The following is a 19,953-nucleotide window of genomic DNA, read 5'->3' on the forward strand; positions in this document are numbered from 1 at the left end:
AACTCATAGTTGCGTCTTTTATTGACATTAAAGTACTTTTGTTTTATATAAAATAACCGCAGAAGTTTGTGTCGCACTTCCCACTCTCAATCTTGCGGCACGTCCTGCAGTTGATGAATACGGCTAAACGCGGAGGTGCGCATGGCGTTATCGGCAGATTCCGTGCCACCACTGTCGGGCACCGGCGCCGCTCTCGCGGGACGCGAAGAGGAGATCGAACGCGTTCTCCGCTCTCTCAGCGAACCGGGCCTGCTCGGATCGCTCGTCGTCGGCCCACCGGGCATCGGCAAATCCGCCCTCATCTCCGCCGTGCTCCAGCGTCTCGGCCCCGACATCACTGCCGTGCGATTGGCCTGCAGCGAGCTTCAGGCAGAGCGACCTTACGGTGTCCTGCGGCCGTTGCTGACCGATGCCGACGTTGACGTGCCGCTGAATCCGGTGACGATCCATGCTGTTGCCGGGCGAGCCATCCGTGCGCTGGCCGGACAGTCGCGGCTCATCATCGTCGTCGAGAACGCCGATTTCCTCGACGATCACACCGCTTCGTTCCTCAATCAGTTCGCACGCGCACACCAGGCGCATCTGCTCGTCGCCCTTGCTGTGGTCTCGCCGTTCAACGACATCCTGGCCAGTCTGTGGACCGCCGGGCTCGTCACGCGGGTCGATCTGGGCGGCCTGGACGACGATGCGGCTGCGCGGCTGCTCAACCACATGCTCGGCGTGCCGGTCAGCCCGCACGCCGTCGGCATGCTGACAGCGCTCTCGGCAGGAAACCCGCGGATGCTCAAGCTGCTGGCCAGCGACCAGAAGCAGTCGGGGAACCTGGTCGTGCACGACGGCGTGGCCATCCTGCGCGAAGCTCCGGAGGCCACCGGCCTCAAACCTGCTGACCTGGACAGCCGGCTCGACCAGCTCGACCCATCCAGCCGGGACATCGTCGACTTCGTCGCTCTTGCCGGAGCCATCGCCTACTCCGCCCTGCGCGTCCTCGGACAGGAAGAGCAGATCACCGAGCTGCTTGAACGCGGGCTGCTGCGCATCATCCCAGGCCCCGGCACGCTCGTCGCTCTCGATCAGGACAGCACCTCTGCGGTTGTCGCCGCGACTGTGCCGCCAGCGCGCCGCCGCAGCCTGTGGCAGAGGTTCACCTCGGTTGTCAGTCTGCACGAGCTTCCTGCGCAGTCGCTCGTACCCTGTGCCCACTGGGCATTGAGTGTGGGGGAGAAACCCGCTCCCGACGTCGCCGCCGCTGCCTCGCGGCGAGCCCGCACGGTCGGTGATTCCCGGCTCTTGGCGCTCCTGGACAAGCTCTACGGAAGCACAATGCCGCGCATCCGGGCTGACCGGCTCATGACCTGCATGGCGTTCGACTGGCACATCGAGGCACAGTCCCTCGCCAGAGAGCTGCGCGGCTGCGGCGACCGGCGAGCAGCCGATGTGGCACTTGCCCAGCAGCTGCTCTTGGCGTCGATGGGCGGGCCGCTGCCAGCCGACCTCGACCAGCTGCGCCGATCCGAGAACAGTCCGGTTGTCGATATCGCCTTAGCCGACTACGACCTGCGGGCCCGCCGCTTTGCGGCAGCGGCTGAGCGGGCCCACGCCGTCTACGCAGAGACCGGCAACACGCTGACGGAACGTGCACGGGCTGTGGCGCTGCGCAGTGAACCGCTGGTCATCAGCGGTGAGATCGCTGCGGGCCTCAACTGCGTCTCCCGTGCCAGATCGATGCTTGAGCAGATGGGCGAGGAACCGGTCTGCATCCGCTTGGAGATCCTCAGCCGACTGTTCCGCTCCACGTATCTGGCCGGCGATTTCCGTGCAGCACGCGAACTTGCGGAGGTGGTGCGCACCATTCCCAAGTCCACGGGTGCTGCCAAGGTCACCACTGGATTGGCGCAGGTGCGCAGCGGGCAGATCGACAAAGCGCTGCAGGAGCTCACCCCGACGGTGGTCGAACTCAGGATGGACGATCCGTACGGACACTGCGGACTCGCGGAGGCGGCCCAGCTGTTCGCCCAGCGCATGGCCGGCATCGGCACGGAGGAGTCCGCAAGCGATGCCGGGTGCGTGACACCGGCGAGCGAGTGGACTGTCGAGGCCGAGGCTGCGCTCTTCGCCTCGATGGCTCTCGGCCTGCGTGATGCCGCGACTGCTGCCGAGCAGCTGCTGCATGCCGGTGAGGAGCTGGAGGAAGCCGGGGCGCGGACCCTGGCCGCGCAGCGCTATGTGCAGGCCACACGCTTAGGCTGCCGTTCTGCAGCCCAGCACCTGCTCACCGTCCTCGACTCTGAGCTGGGTCAGCTGGCGCAGCTGTGCCGGGCGCTCGGCAAGGGCATCGTGGACGATTCCCATACCGAACTCCTGACCGCTAGTGAACATGCTCTGGCGCTGGGAGATGTGGTGCTGTGCAAGTGGGCGGCCGATCAGGCCATCGACCGAGCCGTGGCCGCCAGGTCGCGAGCCACGGCCCGCAGAGCCCGGTCGCTGTCCGGCCGGGCCTACCGGATGCTTCGTCTTCCCGCCGGCGGAGCCACGGGGCCGATGAAGCTCAGCGACTTCGAGACAGCCCTCGCTGCAGCAGCCGCCGACGGCGCCAGCAGTGCTGAACTGGGGGCCCGTTTCCACCTTTCGCCGCGCACCGTCGAATGGCACCTGAGCAAGATCTACCGACGCCTGCGCGTGTCCAACAGAGCAGAACTACGGCAGGTCCGCGATGAGATTGCGTGACAGCCGGCCCGAGCGCATTTCCATCTTCGGACGAGACGAAGAACTCGCAGCAGGCAGGGAAGTGATCGACGGCAGTCAGACTCGTGGCCTGCTCCTCATTGGTGCGCCGGGCACCGGCACTTCGCTGCTCGGGCGTGCTCTCTTCACCGGTACGACAGGCCGTGCTGAATGGCTGGCTGCTGATCGTGTCCAGCGCATGCAGCCCTTTGCCGCGCTCGCCCCGCTTCTCGACGGCACTGCTGTCGCGAGCTCTGAGGATGTCGAACGCGCTGTCGTGCGAGCGCTGAGCGAACCCGGTCAGCCAGCACCGGTGATCTTCGTTGACAACGGCCACGACCTCGACTCGGACAGCATCTCCGTCCTGGCCCAGCTGGCGGCGGCGGGCGAGATCCGGCTTGTCACGATGGTCCGTCCGCAGGCCGATATCGTCGGAGCTCTGTCCCAGCCAGTCCTTGATGGGGTCATGGTCCGCATCGACCTCGACGTCCTCTCAGCAGAGGCCTGCAGCCAACTCGTCGACTCCGTTCTGGGCGGCACCGTGGCCACACGGGTCACCGAGTTCTTCACCCTTGCCTCCGGCCGCAACCCCAGCATTCTCAAAGCGCTGCTGGTCGCTGCGCAGGAGTCGGGCGTCATCGTCAACCGCTCCCGCACCTGGATCCTCAGCGGCAGGGAGCTCTGCTTCTCCGGACGCCCAGCAGATATGGTCCGCACCTGGAAGACCTCGTTGTCGTGCGAGGACCGTGACTGCCTCGACCTCGTCACTCTCGCCGGGCCTCTGCCTCTCGACATGCTCATCGATGTCGGCTACGGCGGTTCCACGGACCGGCTGCTTGACTACCGGATCCTTGAGGTCGCCTCAGACCCGCCGTTCGAAGTGCGCTTGCCCCTGCATCTGCCACGTGATCTCATGCGCCAGAGCATCTCTGCCCTCAAAGCCGAGGACCTCTACCGCCGCTACTTCCCGGTCACGGGCGAGTACGCGCGCCGAAGCGCGCTCGATCACGTCAGATGGGCGCAGCACGCACATGTTGCGGTCGATCCTGCGGAAACGCAGGCCGCAGCGCGGCAGGCTCTCAGCCAGCGCCAGCCGAACCTCGCTCTGAAGCTGCTGTCGCCGATCGTCGATGACGACAGGGACCTCGCCACGCGAGTCGATTTCGCAGCAGCTCGATTGGAATGCGGTGACACCATGCCGGCCGAAGACCTCGTGGAGCTGAGCCTGGAGTGCACCGGTGAACTCTATGAATGCCTGCGCATCCTCATGCTGGGACTCCGGGTCGCGCTCAAACGCGGCGATACCTGCAACCAGGCACGAGCACAGATGGCCGACTGGCGCACGTCAGCGCGCTATCTTCTCACCGAGCCCACAGAGGTAGCCGAGTTCGAGCGGCTGACCACCGTCATCACAGCAGGACTCGACCTGTGCAAGTTCACCCCGGATCACATTCCCGACGACGTCCGCGCTGCGGTGGACGATCCTGATGCCTCTCAGCTGCAGAGAGACCTGACTCTGGTCTATCTCAGCCGACGTGCCGTGATGCGCGGCAGGCAGGAGGAAGCACATGAGATCGAGCAGACCATCTCCGAGCTCGGACAGCCGGGTTCAGCCGCTCACTCCTTTGCCATGATCCTCGAAATGGCCCATCCGATTCGGCTGCGAGTCGGCGTCCTGCCGCGATATGCTCCTGCCCCTGACGTGGCACACATGTCCGCCACGAGCGGACGAATGGACTTCGAGATCGCGCTGGAGGCGTTTCGGAGATGCGATACACCGCGGGCACAGACCGCGGTGCGGCGTGCACTCGCCTGCCTGCGCTGGCACGACGACGAGCAGCTCCTGCCACTCGCATTGGCCCTCGCCGCGCTCATCGCCTCAACGCTCGGAGACTCATCCCGGGTGCAGCAGCTCATCGACGAGCTCGAGCTCGTCCTGCCCAATGCCGATCCCGCCGACTGGACGGCGGCTCGGGCGATGCGCTTCGCTGCCGAATACCTCGACACCGGAAGCCCCGAAACGAAGGCCGATCTGGCTGAGCTGGCCGACCACGCTGCGGAGCGATCCGTCGTCGCCGAGAGCTGGGTGCGCGGCTGCGCCCTGCTCATCGGCGATCTGCCGACCGTTGCTGCCATGTCACCTGTTGACGCAGGCGTTGACGACCCTTCGGTGACAGCTGTCGCGCAGATCACCCAGGCTTTCAAGAGCGATGACGCCACGACTCTCGTCGCCGTGCGGAATGGACTCATGTCGCTCTCCGCCTGTGCCGGACGCGCTGTTGAGCAGCGGATCCGCGATATCGCTGAGCGGACCGGGGACAGCCAGCCGGTCGCACAGCTGCGCAGAAACGGACCGATCCAGCCGAGCACGGACGACGTGCTCACCCCCAGAGAACGTGAGATCGGCGAACTCATTCTGCTCAAGACTCCGAACAAGACGATCGCCAAGCGCCTCGGCATCTCCGTGCGCACTGTTGAGGGTCACTGCTCCAGCCTGTTCCGCAAACTCGGCATCAGCCGTCGCAGCGAGCTGCGCCGCAGCCACCTGGGCTGAACCTCCCGGGCGCTTCCGAGCGCACAGCCGTTCCATCTTCGCGGCGATCAGGACACCACTGTGTTCGCATGCTCCGCGACGGCGGAGCTCCACCTGGTCATCCCGCTGATCCAGAGCCTCCCGGCGGGCCGTGAATGTGCGGCGTTGCACACCGAGCACGTGGTCGACCCGTAACTACGACGAGGTAACCACGTAGTCGCGCTGGCGTCCCCGTAGGATCCGGGGGCCTGCCCCCCAGTTCCTGTCTCCTGAACCGGTAGCAAACACAGCTGTGGCCAGGGAAAACGTGCGGAAGCATGAATGCTCAGACACCCGCTCGTTGCCGTCGCCGCTGGCTGCTCTGCCCGCGGTCGACGAGGAAGGCCCTGGACAGATGAGGAATCTCCAGCCGACAGGAGCTGCCGCAAAGACGTACCCGCACTCCCTGCTCGGCGCTGCCCGTCCCCGCATGCTCGCCGGGCACCGCCGGATCGGCCTGGCCGTGTTCGGCTTCGAGCTCATCCTCGTCGGATTCGGCGCCGGCGCACTCGCAGAGACACGCACTGCCGACACCTCGGTCTGGACGTGGGCCGCAGTATGGGTGGCGCTGCGCCTCATCGTCGGCGGGGCCCAGTATGCGCGGACCCTCCGGTCTGCCTGCATCGTGCCCGTCATCACCGGCGTCGGCGTCGTCGTCATCGGCTTCGCCGCAGAGCACTTCCTCAGCCCGGCACGTCTCATCGGAGAGGTCATGGCCGTCGCCTTCGTGCTCACCGGCATCTCGCTCATGACACGTGTGGCAGTGCTCGTCTTCTACCGGCCCCGCACGGTGCGCCTCGTCTGCGACGCCGCCGACGCACCCCCAGCCGATACCCACCGGGTCCACCACATCGCGCTCACCCCGCGCATCACGGACGACCCCGCGGCCCTCACCAGTGCAGTGCTGCAGGCGGTCGACGCCTTCGACGCCGTGGCCGTCGACCTGTGCGAGGGCCTCGACCGCGACACGACCGATCAGCTGATGTGGGCGCTGCGCCATCACCAGGTCAGCCTGCGGGTGCCGCTCAGCGTCACCACTGTGCGGGCACAGAACCTCAAACCGGAGCTGACGGCCGGAGACGCCAGCCTCGTGTGCATGACATCCGCGCCGCCGCTGCGGCTGCGCGTGACTAAGCGCCTCTTCGACATCCTCGGCTCGGCCGCGCTCATCATCGTTCTGTCGCCTGTGCTCATCACCGTCGCACTCCTCGTCAAGCGCGACAGCCCGGGGCCGGTGATCTTCCGGCAGACGCGCATCGGCGTCGAGGGCGAGGAGTTCCAGATCCTCAAGTTCCGCACTATGGTCGCCGACGCCGATGCACAGCTGGCTCGTCTGCTCAAGGAACAGAATCGGGGCGACACCCCGCTCTTCAAGATCGACTCCGATCCGCGCATCACCCGCACCGGGGGAGTGCTGCGCCGCTTCTCCCTCGATGAGCTGCCGCAGCTGTTCAATGTGCTCGGCGGTTCGATGAGCCTGGTCGGTCCGCGCCCGCAGCGTGCCGAGGAGGTCGCGCTCTACACCCCGACGGCGGTGCAGCGGCTCGGCGTCAAGCCGGGGATGACCGGGCTTTGGCAGGTATCGGGACGGTCCAATCTGCCGTGGGAGCGCGCCCAGCAGCTCGACGTCTACTACGCCAACAACTGGACCCTCGGTCTCGACCTGGCGATCCTGGTTCGCACCATCCGCGCCGTTCTCGCGCGGGAGGGGGCGGTGTGATGCGCGTCGTCCACCTCATCCACTCTGCGAAGGTCGGCGGGGTCGAAGCCGCTGCCGGTCTGCTTCGTCAGCGCTGCACCACCCTCCAGCTGCGCTTGGCCGCTTTCACGACCACCGGCGGCACGGACAGGACGATCCCCGTCGACTTTGCAGCCCGCGGTCTGAACAATCCGATATCGCTGATCCAGCTGGTGCGCTACATCCGGCGCCAGCGTCCGGACATCCTCGTGACCTCGTTATGGCGCTCGACGGCCGTCGGGTTCATCGCCAGCGCCCTGCTGCCCCGTACTGGCTGGGTCGTCTACCTGCACAACACGCGTTACACCAACGTCGTTGACCGCATTCTCCATACGGTGGCTCTCCGCTGCGCAGATGCGGTGTTCTGCGACTCCCACGCAACCCGCAGCGCACTGGTCAGTCCTGCCACCCGGACCCCGGTCTACGTCGTCACCCCTGCCTCCGCGGCGGTGACAGAACTCCAGCCACCGCAGCGCGACGAGCGCGACGCAGATACCAGCAATGGGAACGAGATCCGCTTGGTGTTCTGGGGGCGGCTGGCCAGGCAGAAGCGACTCGACCGGGCCATCGAACTGCTGGCCGAGCTGCAGTGCACGCACCCTGGCGGCGCGCGACTCGACATCATCGGCCCCGATGAGGGCGAAGCCGCCGGTCTGACGGCGCTCGCCGATCGCCTCGGCATCGCCGACCGGTTCCACCGACACGAACCGTGCAGACCTGAGGAGATCGCCGGACTGGCCGCAGAGGCCGATTTCTTCGTCCAGCTCAGCGACTACGAGGGCCTCGGCATGGCTGTCCGCGAGGCCATGCACCTGGGGCTCGTGCCCGTCGTGACTCCCGTTGGGGAGATCCCGGCCTACGCCACGGATGGTGTCAACGCGATCTGCAGCAGCGCAGATGCGCAGACGCTGGCGCAGCGGGTGCGCGAGGTCATGACAGATCCCGACCGGTACCGCGCAGCCGCACAAGCAGTCGCGTTGCCGGACTTCATCGGCGACTTCACCTCTGCGTGCCGGGAGGTGAGCCGGGCATGAACGGCGACATCCTCGTCCGCCAGCTGCTGGCCCTCTGCCTGCTCGGCAGCGCCCTCATCTCATCGACCACCTCGCGAGCAGTCCTGCCCGAACAGTTCCTGCGCGACGACGCACACATCCGTGCTGCCATCCTCGACCCAGGTGGTGCAACCTCAGCGGAGTCGTTCCGGCACATCGGCGCCTTCTACCGCGGTCTGGGGCTGGGAGAGCTGCCGCCCTTGGCGGCCCTGCTGGGTGTCGGCCTCTTCATAGCCGCTGTGATCATCGCGCTGCCGCTTGAGTCGCTTGGCCGGCTCGGACTTGCTGGATTCGGTCTGTTGGCCGTCAGCTGCGTCTTCGCCGTCGTCTACCTCGGACAGTACACGAAGGAGATCTTCACCGTTGTCATTGCTCTGCTCGTCCTCGTTCTGCCGCGCTCGCCCTATGGTGACGTCGCAGTCGTCGCATCCTGTCTGCTCTACGGCATCTACATGCGCCCGTACTGGCTGCTCATCGCCGTGCTCTACGTCTGCATCCGTGTCCTGCTGGCACGACGCACCGGGCCGCTGGGCATGCTCGTCTGCGTCGTCGCCGGGTACGCGGTGCTCGCTGTGGCCTTCCGCATTGTGCTGGGGGAGAACCTCGAGGGGCGCCGTACGTGGCTCAACGCCGAACGCGCTGACACGGTCGTCAACACCCTGATCAGCGGCCCATTTCCCGAAGCCACCGGAGTCCTCAGCGTCATCTCAGTGCTGTGCGTGCTCGCCATGCTCATCGTGCCGTGGCCGCTGCTGTTCTCCGGCAGCCCGGAGCTGGTGCTCGCCGGCATCGCTGTGATGGCGGTGTGGGGACTGGTGCTCTACACGGCATTCTCCCGCCGACGCAGCACCGTCCGCCTCAGCGGGCCACCGCGCATCGCTCGCGGGATCTCCCTGCTGTTGGCGCTCGTACTCGTGCAGGCACTGTTCGAACCGGACTACGGCTCCTACCTCAAACACCTCACCGGTCTGCTGCCGCTCGTGCTGTGCTGCCTGCCGCTGCGCGGAAACCGGGCGCCTGCGGCCACCGTGGTCCGTCCACAGCCCGGTCCGCAGCACCGCCTGCCGTTCTTCACACCCGCCGCTACCTACCCGGATCCCAACACCTCAGGAGCCTGGACATGAGGATCCTCCACATCACCGAAGCGACCTCCGCCGGCGTACTGACCTCCGTCACCGCACTCGCCCGCGCCCAATCCGCGCACCCCGACGTCAGGAGCGTGACGCTGGCGTGTGTCGCTCGTGGTGATTCCCCACCGCCAGCAGCGATTGCCGAGATGTGCGGTCACGACGTCGCTCTGCGCGTGTTGCCATGCAGGCAGCGCCGGCGGCTGATCGACCTCACCCGGCTCATCCGCACCGAAATCCGACGTGACACCGAGGCAGTCGTGCACTTGCACTCGTCCCGCGCCGGCTTCATCGGTCGCGTGCTCACCGCGCTGCAGGGGACTGCTCATCGCGTGGTCTACAGCCCGCACTGCTTCAGCTTCGACCGTGCCGATCTGCCCGCGGCTGCCCGGGTGGCATTCCGTGTCCTCGAGCGTGCCGCTCTGCGGGCTGGCCGGAACCTCGTCCTGGTCTCCCACAGCGAAGCAGCCCTCACCGCCCGCGTGCTGCCCGGTGCTGCGGTGGCCACGGTGCCCAACACCGTCGATGTCGCTGCCTGCCGGTCCGCGGCCACACGGGCAGGCAAGCCCGCTGGTCCTGTCCGCATCATCCACATCGGCCGGATCGCCGGGCAGAAACGGCCGGAGGTTTTCGCAGCTGTCGCCGATGCCGTGGCCGAGGCCCGACCTGGGCAGGCTGAGTTCCAGTGGATCGGCGAAGGCGAGCGTGGGCGGCTCTCGTCCAACGTCAGCGTCACCGGCTGGCTCACACCATCACACGTGCGCGAGCACATCGCGGCTGCCGACATGGTGCTCTTCACCTCTGCCGGTGAGGGGATGCCGATGTCACTGCTCGAAGCCCAAGCCTGCGGGCTGCCTGTCATCGCCCACGACGTCACCGGGGTCCGCGACATCGTCCGTGACGGCGAGACCGGCCTGCTGGCGAACTCGTCACAGGACCTCATCGCCGCGGTGCTCCAGCTGCTCGACGACCCACCTGCTGCCACCGAGCTGGGGCGCGCGGCAGCGGCGCACATTGCCGCCCACCACGACACGTCCCGGCAGGCGGAGACAAGCCTGGCCGCCTACCGCCAGCTGCTCCCAGCCGCAGTCACCGCCCACCACCGCGACGAGGAGATGACCCTGTCATGACCACCCACCAGTTCCTCACGATCCTCAAACGGCGCGCGTGGTGGATCGCCGCTGGGACCCTGACCGCCGGGATCATCGCTGCACTCCTTCTGCTGGTGTGGCCGAAGACCTACACCTCGACGTCCAACCTCGTCGTCGACTTCGACGCAGAAGAGGAGACAACCGCTGCTGCAGGTGAAGGCCTGCAGCAGCGGATGCCGACCGTGCTTGAGCTCGTGCGCAACAGCACAGAGATCCACGAAGACGTCGCGGCCGCCACCGGCAGTGACACCACACGCGCCCAGGAGCTGTCCCGGCGACTGAGCTACTCCGTGCCTGTCGACACCACTGTCGTCGCCGTCTCCGCCGAGGGGCGCAGCCCCCAGTCAGCACAGCAGCTCAACGAGGCCGCCACCACGGCCGTCGTCGACCGCATCAACTCAGATGCTCCGGGCATGGCAGACCTGCAGGCCGTCGTCGAGCAGGCCCCCACCATGCCGCGCTCGGCAAGCGCACCAGATCCACTCATCATCGTGCCTGTCGGACTGCTCATCGGGCTTCTCGGATCTGTGCTCGCCAGTATCCTCCTTCATGTCGCTGACCGCCGCCTGCGGCGCATCGACGACATCGAGGCCGCCACCGGCACCGAGGTGCTCGCTGCCGTCGGCCGGGCCCGCACCCGCACCATCGCCGACGATCAGCAGCGCCGCTTTCTGCCTGGGTCGTACCCGCAGCTCTTCTCCCGCCTCGGGCTCGGCAGCCAGCACAGAGCGTGCGAACTGATCGTCATCACCGGCCTGTCCGGTGCCCGGGACAACGGCCGGGTGGCCGCCGGGCTCGTCGGCACCGCTGCCGCCAGCGGTATTGACGCGGTGCTCATCCGCGATGAGCTCGCACCCACGACAGCCTCCGACTACGGCATCCGGATCCGGCACCTCGTCTCGCCAGGACCTGATGCCGTGCGCACCACGTCGCAGCTCGGCGCCGTACTGAGCCAATGCACTGGCGACTCCCGGCTTGCTGTCCTGCAGTGCGGGTCCACCGATTCCGATCCGCAGCTGCGAGCAGCATTCGAGGTCGCCGACAGGGTCGTGCTCGTCATCGACGCGCAACCTGACCGGGGGCGCCTGATGGCTGCCCTGCACGCCGCCGCCCGCGCCAGCACCACGGTCGCGGGTCTCGTCATCGTCAACGGCGCGAGCCCGGAGACAGCGGAGCCGAGCCCCGCGCGTCGCTTCCCGGGCACAGCTTTCATCGGCAGCCAGCCGACGGGCGCCACACTGCCCCGTCACGTCGCTGCCTCCACCGCCCCCGCAGTTGGCCGTGCCCCGGTGCACGTCCCCACAGAGGGCATTGCGTACCCGGCGTTCCCTGCGGGCGCCGTGAACGCCTACGAACATTCTCCGCAGTACACGGAAAGGATCCACCCGTGAAACCCCGAAGCTGGCCTTCATCGCTGCAGCGCATCGGCTTGCAGCGCAATTCACCGACCGTCCGATTCATCGTCCTCGGCGCCACCGACATTCTGTGCTGGATGCTGGCCTGGCAACTGGCCGTCCTCGTCATCGGCACACTCACCCCCGCCCATGTGACCGCCGAACTCATCATCGTCTGCGTCTTGACACAGCTGGCACTCGGAGCAGCGCTATCGCTGTACAACAACCGGTTCCTCATCGGCTCGGCTGCTGAGCTCGGCATGATGTCGGTGGCCACCGCCGGGGTGCTCACGGTGCTGCTCCTCGTCGCCATCGCTGTTTCCGGTCCGGTCGCCGTGCCCGAGGTGGTGCTTGCCTCGGTCTTCGCGATCGTCGCGATGACCGCCGCCCGGCAGCTGCTGCGCGCCTATCTCGATCACTCCCGACGCCCGCGCGGCGGCGCCCGCGTCCTCCTCGTCGGCGCCGGCGAAGTCGGGCAGGGGCTCGTGCGGCAGATGCTGCGCGATTCCAACAGCCGCTATCTGCCGGTCGGATTCCTCGACGACGACCGCGCCAAGCGCTTCCTCCGCGTCTCCGGTGTGCCGGTCCTCGGTCCCTCTAACGCGGCCCGGCGGGTGGCTGAGGAAGCCGGCGCCGACGGCATCGTCGTCGCCATCGGATATGCCGAAGCCGAGCTGTTCAGGTCGCTCACCGCACAGCTGGAGGACACCGACATCTGGATCCGGACCCTGCCGCCGCTGCAGGACCAGCTCGACATCGAAACCGACATCGCCCAGCTGCGCGACATCAACGTCGAAGACCTCATCGGCCGACCGGTCACCACCATCGACATGAGCGCAGCCGCCGAGCTCATCGGCGGCGCACGGGTGCTCGTCACCGGTGCCGGCGGGTCGATCGGCTCCGAACTGTGCCGGCAGCTCCACCGCCTGAACCCAGCTGAGCTCGTCATGGTCGATCGGGACGAATCGGCCCTGCACGCCCTGAGCATGTCGATCCACGGACGTGCGCTCATGGACTCCCCGGGCCTCGTGCTCGCCGATGTGCGCGATGAGCAGGCGCTGCATGCGGTGTTCTCCCGCCACCGGCCGGAGATCGTCTTCCACGCCGCAGCGCTCAAGCATCTGCCGATGCTCGAGCGCTTCCCGGCCGAAGGCTGGAAGACGAATGTGCACGGCACACTCAACGTCCTGCGCGCCGCAGATGCCGTCGGCACTGCCCGGTTCGTCAACGTCTCCACCGATAAGGCCGCCAATCCGACCAGCGAGCTCGGCCGGTCCAAGTTGCTGGCCGAAGGGCTGACAGCCGGCTTTGCGCGCACGACCGGTCGCCCCTACGTCTCGGTGCGCTTCGGCAATGTCTTCGGCTCCCGCGGCTCGGTTCTAGTCTCCTTCGCCGAGCAGATCCGGCGTGGGGGACCGGTGACGATCACGCACCCGGATGTCACCCGCTACTTCATGACGGTTCCCGAGGCCTCCCGTCTCGTCCTCCAAGCTGCGGCAATCGGCCAATCCGGTGAGACCCTCGTGCTCGACATGGGCGAACCCGTCTCGATCGTCGACATCGCCCGGCGCATGATGGCCCTCAGCGGCCGGCACTGCCCGATCGCCTACACCGGGCTGCGGCCGGGAGAGAAGCTCTCCGAAGAGCTGTTCACTCCCGAAGAGCTCAAGGCAGTGCAGATCCACGACCGGATCTGGCACGTGCCTGCCGGCACGTTCGCCGCCGACAGCCTGCCCGGCGCCGAGGCATCCGCTCAGGCGATCGCCGCCTGCTACCGCACGGTGGCCGCCGATCCTGCCGACGGCACAGACGACCGCAGCACAGCCGAGGCGGTCGCACAGCTGAACCAGATGGAATCGGCGGTCTATGACAGGTCGGCTACCGCACGAGCCCAGCCGGTCGGAGCTGCCTCCACACTGGCACCCGGCGCCGACGAGATCGAGGATGTGACGACATCATGAGCATGCGCATCCCGCTGTCCGTCCCCCAGGTCGGCACTCTGGAGGAGGAAGCTGTTCTCACCGCACTGCGCTCAGGCTGGATCACCTCCGGCGGTCCGCAGCTCGCCGGTTTCGAAGCCGAACTCGCCGAACTCACCGGCCGGTCACATGCCGTGGCCGTCAGCTCCGGTACCGCCGCCCTCCACCTGGCGCTGCTGGCCGCCGGCGTGGGGCCGGGGGACTACGTACCGTGCGCCACTCTGACATTCGCCGCTACGGCCAATGCGATCCGCTACACCGGTGCCACCCCCGTCTTCATCGACTGCGATGCGACCGGGAACATCGACCCGCGGCTGCTGGACGACTGCCTGGCAGACTTCAGCGCCATCGGCAAACCAGTCGGTGCCGTGGTGCCGGTCGATCTGTTCGGCCGGCTGGCCGACCACGATGCGATCGCAGCAGTCGCTGCACGCTATGGGGTGCCGGTCATCGTCGATGCAGCCGAGTCGCTCGGCGCCGTCGTCGACGGCCGACCGGCCGGCTCGTTCGGCACCGCAGCGACCCTGTCGTTCAACGGCAACAAGATCATCACGACCTCGGGCGGAGGAGCGGTCGTGTGCGACAGCGCCGAGACGGCCGCCTATATCGACCACCTCGCCCGGCAGGCACGGCAGCCCGTCGCTCACTACGAACACGAGGAGATCGGCTACAACTACCGGCTCTCCAACCTGCTCGCTGCCCTCGGCAGCGCACAGCTGACTCGCCTGCCGGAGTTCCTCGCCGCCCGGCGGGCCCACCGCAGCCGCTACCGGGCCGGACTCGAACCCGTCCCCGGCATCCGCGTGCTCGGCGAGGACGACGCGGCAGACAACTGCTGGCTCACCGCACTCCTCGTCGACGCCCGCGTCACCGGCTTCGACGCCGCTGCGGCGATGACGGCCCTGAGCGAGGTCGGCATCGAAACCCGCCCGGTCTTCAAGCCGATGCACCTGCAGCCGGTCTTCGCTGACCGGCGCACCTATCCGCGCTACCTCACCGGCCAGGCCGAAGCGTTGTACGCCACCGGACTGCTCGTACCCAGCTCGCCGGCGACCTCGGCAGCCGAATGCGATGAGGTCATCGAACATCTCAACCGCATGCGCCCAGCGCCGAACGGTGCATCAGTCACAGCCACTCACCACCACCTGTTAGGAAAACTCCTGTGAACGCATGCTCTGTTGTCGTCCTCGCCCCGCACCCTGACGATGAGGTCCTCGGCTGCGGAGGCACGATCGCCCGCCTGGCCGAAGCCGGCGCAGACGTCACCGTCATCGCCGTCGCCGCCGACGTCCCACCGCTCTATCCTGCAGGAATCGACGCCCAGGTCCGGGCAGAAGCACGTGCGGCCCACGAGATCCTCGGAGTGACGGCGACGGAGTTCCTCGGCTTCCCCTCCGTCGAACTCGCCCGGCTGTCGGTGGCCGAACTCAACGGAGCCGTCCAGGAGCGCATCCACCGGGCCAAACCCGATATCGTGCTCCTGCCCTTTCCTGACCGGCACATCGACCACCGCGCCGTCTTCGACGCCGGCATGGTCGCCACCCGTCCGATCGGCGACGCTGCCGAGATCTCGGTCGTGGCGATGTACGAGACGATCTCCGAGACCTTCTGGAACGCACCGGGAGCCGAGCCGACGTTCGCACCGAACTGGGTCGTCGACATCACGGACACGATCGAACGCAAGACCACGGCATTCGCCGAATACGCCTCCCAGATCCAGGAGTACCCGGACGCCCGCTCCACGCAGGCACTCGAAGCGCTCGCCCTGTTCCGCGGCAGCCAGGCCGCGATGGAGTACGGAGAGGCCTTCCAGATCGTCAGGATGCTCACCACTGCCTCGTCTGCGTGGCCCCTATGACAGGTGCCGACCGCTCGGCTGGGAAGAACGACAACCCAGGACGCATCAGCACCGACGCCGTCGTCGTGGCACTGGGCTACCTGACCTCCTTCGGCTACCCGCTCGTCGCCCTGCCGTTCCTGGCGCGCGCCATCGGTGCTGAAGCCCTCGGCCTCCTCATCGTCACGCAGGCGGTCCTGCAGATCGTCGTGCACATCTGCGACTACGGCTTCTCCGTCAGCGCGCTGCGCCGGGTCGCGGTGCGCAACCGCGACGACGAGCTCAGCGAGATCATCGCCTCAACCCTGACTGCGAAAGCCGTGCTGCTGGGCGGCAGCGCGGTGGTCGTGCTCGCGGTGGTCGCGGCGGTGCCGGGCCTGCGCCACCTGCTTGGGATCTTCGTCATCGGGCTGGTGCTCGTGGCCATCGGCACCGCGTTTCCCAGCTGGCTGCTGCAGGGCCTGGGCCGCTTCACCGAGTTCTCGCTTGTCCTGGCCGCCAGCCGGCTGCTGGCCCTCATCGGACTGCTGCTCACTGTGTCGGGGCCCGAGGATCTGCCGTGGGCGCTGGCCTGGCAGTTCCTGCCGCTCGCCCTGGCCGCCGTCATCGGCTGGGGACTGCTCGCCCGCACCGGGCACCTGCGCTGGCAGCGTCCAACCCGTGCCTCGGTGCGCTTCGCCTTCGCCGACGGCGGGCACCTGTTCGTCGGCCACATCGCACTCATGTCCATGGGCGCTGTCAACAGCGTCATCCTCGGCGCGCTCGCCGGTCCCGTCCAGACCGCCTATTTCGGCATCGCCGAACGTCTCTCCAATGCCGGGCGCGGCATCATGGGCGGAGTGCAGGACGCGATGCTGCCGCGCATGTCCCACGCCGTCGGCAACCCGAATGCCGCAAGCGTGCGCCGCACCATCACCGCCGGAATCATCGGCGGCTATCTGCTCGGCGGGCTGGGACTCATCATCTTCGCCCCCGTCCTGCTGCCCTGGTACCTGGGCCCGGGATACGAGGCGGCGGTTCCCCTTGCCCAGCTCGCCGGAGCCACGCTGTGTGTGGCCGGCGGCTCGGCACTGTTCAACCTGCGTGCCGCTGCTGCCCACCGGTTCCGGGCCATCGCCGCCGTCACCTCGGCGACGGCCGTCATCCACCTGCTCGCCCTCATTCCCGCCAGCGCACTCTTCGGAGCGTGGGGTGCTGCCTTCACCGTGCTCGGTTCCGAGGTGCTGCTGTGCCTGACGTTCAGCATCGACGCCAGCCGCCACCGGCGCAGGCAGGCCGCTGAGGAATCCGAGGTCCACTCGACAGATGCGAAAGGAGAATCGTGGAGCGCAACCCGACCTTCACAGTCGTCACGCCAACGCTGAACCCAGGGGAGGGGCTGGAAGCCTCCCTCACCTCGGTGCTGGCCCAGACCCGCGCCGATTTCGAACTCATCGTCATCGACGACGGCTCGGCTGAGCCCTTCGACCACCGCCTGCCCGCAGATCCCCGCATCCGGCTCATCCGCCACGAGACGAACCGCGGCTACGGCGCAGCGACGAACACGGCGCTGGCCCAGGCGCGTGGGGACTGGATCGTCTTCGTCGACGACGATGACACGATCGCGCCCGACTACCTCGCACAGATGGAAGCCGTCGCCCACCAGCACGGGGCGGACTTCGTGCTCGCCCCGATCCACACCCGCCTGCCGTCTGGCCGCCGCTCACGGCTGGCATGGTCACCCCCAGGATCCGTGTCCACCGGCGCCGAGGCGGTCGTCGCCGTGCTGGCCGGTAAGATCGTCGCCTCCCAGCACCTGCTCATGGCCCGCGAAGCACTCGTCCACCCGGCCCCGGAGGACAACGCCTACTCAGACTTCGCCTTCGTCGTCGCCAACCTGCTGAATGCTGCGACGGTCGCCTACACCGAAACCGGCGTCTACGACTACGTCATCCACGACCGCTCCGTCACCGGGACGCTGCGGACCAGCGTCTGGGACCTCGGCCGGCTGCCCGAACTCATCGAACCGCACCTGCGGGCCGCCTTCGACGAACCGGCAGCCACAGCCCAGCTGGAACTGGCCCGCGTCCTCGTGCTCACCGAGATGCTGCACAAGGCCGCCCGCGAACCCGAGGCGACACCGCTGCGAAGCGACGTCACCCAGTGGTGCCGCCGCCGCATCCGCCGGCAGGAGCTCGCCGCCTCCCTGCGCAGCCGCCAACCGGCCACCGCCGCCTCACTGGCGCTGGCCAAGGCCAGTCCCGCGCTGCACCGGCGGGCCTATCAGGCGCGGCAGAAGCGCAAGGTCGCCTCATCGTGAGTCATGTGGGCAGGCTGCTGGGACTGCTGTGCCTCCTGGCCCTGACCGCGTGTGCCGGGACTGGGCCGACAGAGCCGGACGCAGAGACTGCAGACCGGATCGCCGCTGTCCTGCCAGCCGAGGCAGTGCAATCCGGCTTCACCGTCGCTGCTCCCGGAGTCGATGAGGTCAGTCTCCAGGCGTTCACCGATGACGTCGAGGAGATCCGGTCCGCGGGCGGCACCTGGGTGCGCTTTGCGGTCCGCTCCTACGATGTGCTCGACTCCTGGGGTGAAGGAGACGCGATGCACTGGGACGAGGCCGCACTGGGCCGCATCGACGCCGCCGTCGACATCGCACGCCGCGCAGGACTTCACATCTACTTCATCACGGCGGACAGCTACCGCTCCGATGTCGTCGGCGACCGCTACCGGGCGATGATGGAACAGTACTGGGACGTGCTCGCCGCCCGCCTCGGCGACCGCGTCGACGTGTGGCAGGTGTTCAACGAAGCCGACGGCACCCACTTCGGCACCCACGCCGAACTGCCCCAGCCCCTGCCGCGCACCTACCTGGCAGACCTGCGCGACCTGCTGACTCTGGCTGGCAAGACGATCAAGCACCGCGCACCCGGGGTGATCGTGACGACGAATGCCGGCGGATTCCCCCTCGGCGACGTGACCGAGAAACGCTGGCACCGCTACTTCGACGCCCTCGCCCCGGCCCTCGACGTGCTCGCCGTCGGCGCCTACCCGCAGACCGACGGCACGCTCATCAGCGAAATGCCCGCGCGTGTTGACCGGCTGAGCGAATCCTTCGGAACACCCGTCATCGTCGCCGAGGTCGGACTCCAGACCTGCACCGGCTGCTTCAGCGAGGACGAACAGGGCAGTGCGCTCAGTGAGACACTGCACCGGCTGGCAGACTCCCAAGCCGTCCTCGTGCTCGTCTACACGCTGCGTGATGACGGCGAATCGCAGTTTGGGATCTTCACAGGCGACGGCGCACCCAAAACCGGGACCGAGGCGATCATCGACGCCCTTCCCGACGGCACCTCCTGACATCCCGCCGTCGGGAATCGCAGCGTTAGGATCAGGGCTTGAGGATGACCTTACCGGTCGTCTTGCGGCCCTCGAGCGCACGATGCGCCTCGGCAGCCTCGGCGAGTGGGAACTCGTGGCCGACGCGGAAGTCGAGCCAGCCGGTTGAGAGCCCGTCGAAGAGCATGCGCGAACGCTCGGCCAGCTCCTCGGGGCTGCGGACGAACCACTGCAGCGAGGGGCGGGAGAGGAACTGCCCGCCGGAGGAGTTGAGCCGCTGGATGTCGAAGGGCTCGACCGGCCCGGAGGCGGCGCCGAAGAGCACGAGCGAACCACGCACCTTGAGCGAGGCCAGTGAGGCATCGAAAGTGTCCCTGCCGACCCCGTCATAGGCGACGTCGACACCCTCACCGTCGGTGAGCTCGCGGACAGTGGCGGCGATGTCGACGCCCTCACCATAGAGGAACACCTCATCAGCGCCGGCACCGCGGGACAGCTCTGCCTTCTCCTCAGTCGAGACCGTCGTGATGACGCGGGCGCCGAGGTGCTTGGCCAGCTGGGTGAGCAGCAGGCCCACCCCGCCGGCACCGGCGTGGATGAGCGCGGTCTGACCCGGTTCGATGCGGTGCGAACCGGTCGCCAGATACTGGGCGGTCAGGCCCTGGAGCGGAATCGCGGCAGCGACCTCATCGGACACACCTTCGGGCACCCGCAGCACGCCGTCAGCCGGGACGGCGACACGGGTGGCATAGGAGCCGGGCGCGTTGTGCCAGGCGACCCGGTCGCCGACGGAGAAACCGGTGACATCATCGGCAACAGCGATGACGCGTCCGGCGCCTTCGCTGCCGACGATGTGCGGGAACTCCATCGGATACAGGCCGCTGCGCCGGTAGGTGTCGATGAAGTTGATGCCTGCAGCGGCGACCTCGACGAGGAGCTCGCCGGGACCTGCCTGCGGGTCGTCGATCTCGGTGCAGCGCAGCACCTCCGGTCCGCCGGCTTCGATCGCCTGTACAACGTGGGCCACAACCCCTCCTGAATAAAGTTTGATGATGCGGTAT

The 19,953-nt window shown here is 67.6% G+C and carries 14 protein-coding genes; 13 read left to right on the forward strand and 1 reads right to left on the reverse strand.

The genetic code is table 11. The annotated features are described in order from the left end of the window. The first annotated feature begins 162 nt into the window (after positions 1-162). The 13 genes from HLA91_RS03380 (at position 163) to HLA91_RS03440 (ending at position 18,913) form a co-directional block, all read left to right on the forward strand. On the forward strand, positions 163-2,727 hold the full coding sequence (locus HLA91_RS03380; protein WP_170273486.1) for an AAA family ATPase: 2,565 nt from the start codon (positions 163-165) through the stop codon (positions 2,725-2,727). A 196-nt stretch (positions 2,728-2,923) separates the two neighbouring features. Further along, complete coding sequence (locus HLA91_RS03385; RefSeq protein ID WP_170273487.1) at positions 2,924-5,278, forward strand: helix-turn-helix transcriptional regulator; 2,355 nt, start codon at positions 2,924-2,926, stop codon at positions 5,276-5,278. 373 nt (positions 5,279-5,651) lie between these two features. Beyond that, positions 5,652-7,016, forward strand: coding sequence for an exopolysaccharide biosynthesis polyprenyl glycosylphosphotransferase (locus HLA91_RS03390; RefSeq protein WP_170273488.1), 1,365 nt, complete (start codon positions 5,652-5,654; stop codon positions 7,014-7,016). After that, positions 7,016-8,068, forward strand: coding sequence for a glycosyltransferase family 4 protein (locus tag HLA91_RS03395; RefSeq protein WP_170273489.1), 1,053 nt, complete (start codon positions 7,016-7,018; stop codon positions 8,066-8,068). Before HLA91_RS03390 ends, HLA91_RS03395 begins: the two co-directional genes overlap by 1 nt. Further along, the gene (locus HLA91_RS03400) at positions 8,065-9,210 is read left to right on the forward strand and encodes a hypothetical protein (protein WP_170273490.1); all 1,146 of its coding nucleotides are present in this window, start codon (positions 8,065-8,067) and stop codon (positions 9,208-9,210) included. Before HLA91_RS03395 ends, HLA91_RS03400 begins: the two co-directional genes overlap by 4 nt. Next, positions 9,207-10,343, forward strand: coding sequence for a glycosyltransferase (locus tag HLA91_RS03405; protein ID WP_170273491.1), 1,137 nt, complete (start codon positions 9,207-9,209; stop codon positions 10,341-10,343). The genes HLA91_RS03400 and HLA91_RS03405 overlap by 4 nt, the downstream gene beginning before the upstream one ends. Continuing rightward, on the forward strand, positions 10,340-11,755 hold the full coding sequence (locus tag HLA91_RS03410) for a YveK family protein (protein ID WP_170273492.1): 1,416 nt from the start codon (positions 10,340-10,342) through the stop codon (positions 11,753-11,755). Before HLA91_RS03405 ends, HLA91_RS03410 begins: the two co-directional genes overlap by 4 nt. Further along, positions 11,752-13,719 carry a polysaccharide biosynthesis protein gene (locus tag HLA91_RS03415; protein WP_338076723.1) on the forward strand — a complete coding sequence of 656 codons (1,968 nt, stop codon included), beginning with the start codon at positions 11,752-11,754 and terminating at the stop codon, positions 13,717-13,719. Before HLA91_RS03410 ends, HLA91_RS03415 begins: the two co-directional genes overlap by 4 nt. Then, on the forward strand, positions 13,716-14,903 hold the full coding sequence (locus HLA91_RS03420; protein ID WP_170273493.1) for a DegT/DnrJ/EryC1/StrS family aminotransferase: 1,188 nt from the start codon (positions 13,716-13,718) through the stop codon (positions 14,901-14,903). The genes HLA91_RS03415 and HLA91_RS03420 overlap by 4 nt, the downstream gene beginning before the upstream one ends. Beyond that, positions 14,900-15,595 carry a PIG-L family deacetylase gene (locus HLA91_RS03425; RefSeq protein WP_170273494.1) on the forward strand — a complete coding sequence of 232 codons (696 nt, stop codon included), beginning with the start codon at positions 14,900-14,902 and terminating at the stop codon, positions 15,593-15,595. Before HLA91_RS03420 ends, HLA91_RS03425 begins: the two co-directional genes overlap by 4 nt. After that, positions 15,592-16,938 (forward strand): lipopolysaccharide biosynthesis protein, encoded by a 1,347-nt coding sequence (locus HLA91_RS03430; protein ID WP_170273495.1) that lies wholly within the window; start codon positions 15,592-15,594, stop codon positions 16,936-16,938. Before HLA91_RS03425 ends, HLA91_RS03430 begins: the two co-directional genes overlap by 4 nt. Beyond that, on the forward strand, positions 16,896-17,873 hold the full coding sequence (locus HLA91_RS03435; protein ID WP_170273496.1) for a glycosyltransferase: 978 nt from the start codon (positions 16,896-16,898) through the stop codon (positions 17,871-17,873). Before HLA91_RS03430 ends, HLA91_RS03435 begins: the two co-directional genes overlap by 43 nt. After that, entirely contained in the window at positions 17,870-18,913 is a 1,044-nt protein-coding gene (locus HLA91_RS03440) for a glycosyl hydrolase (protein WP_170273497.1), read from the forward strand. The genes HLA91_RS03435 and HLA91_RS03440 overlap by 4 nt, the downstream gene beginning before the upstream one ends. A 31-nt stretch (positions 18,914-18,944) precedes the next feature. Here HLA91_RS03440 and HLA91_RS03445 read toward each other — a convergent pair whose 3' ends face one another. Then, positions 18,945-19,919 carry a quinone oxidoreductase family protein gene (locus HLA91_RS03445; protein WP_165882641.1) on the reverse strand — a complete coding sequence of 325 codons (975 nt, stop codon included), beginning with the start codon at positions 19,917-19,919 and terminating at the stop codon, positions 18,945-18,947. Between the last annotated feature and the right edge of the window lie 34 nt (positions 19,920-19,953).

The sequence above is a fragment of the Brevibacterium luteolum genome (assembly GCF_013004595.1).
Classification (GTDB): domain Bacteria; phylum Actinomycetota; class Actinomycetes; order Actinomycetales; family Brevibacteriaceae; genus Brevibacterium; species Brevibacterium luteolum.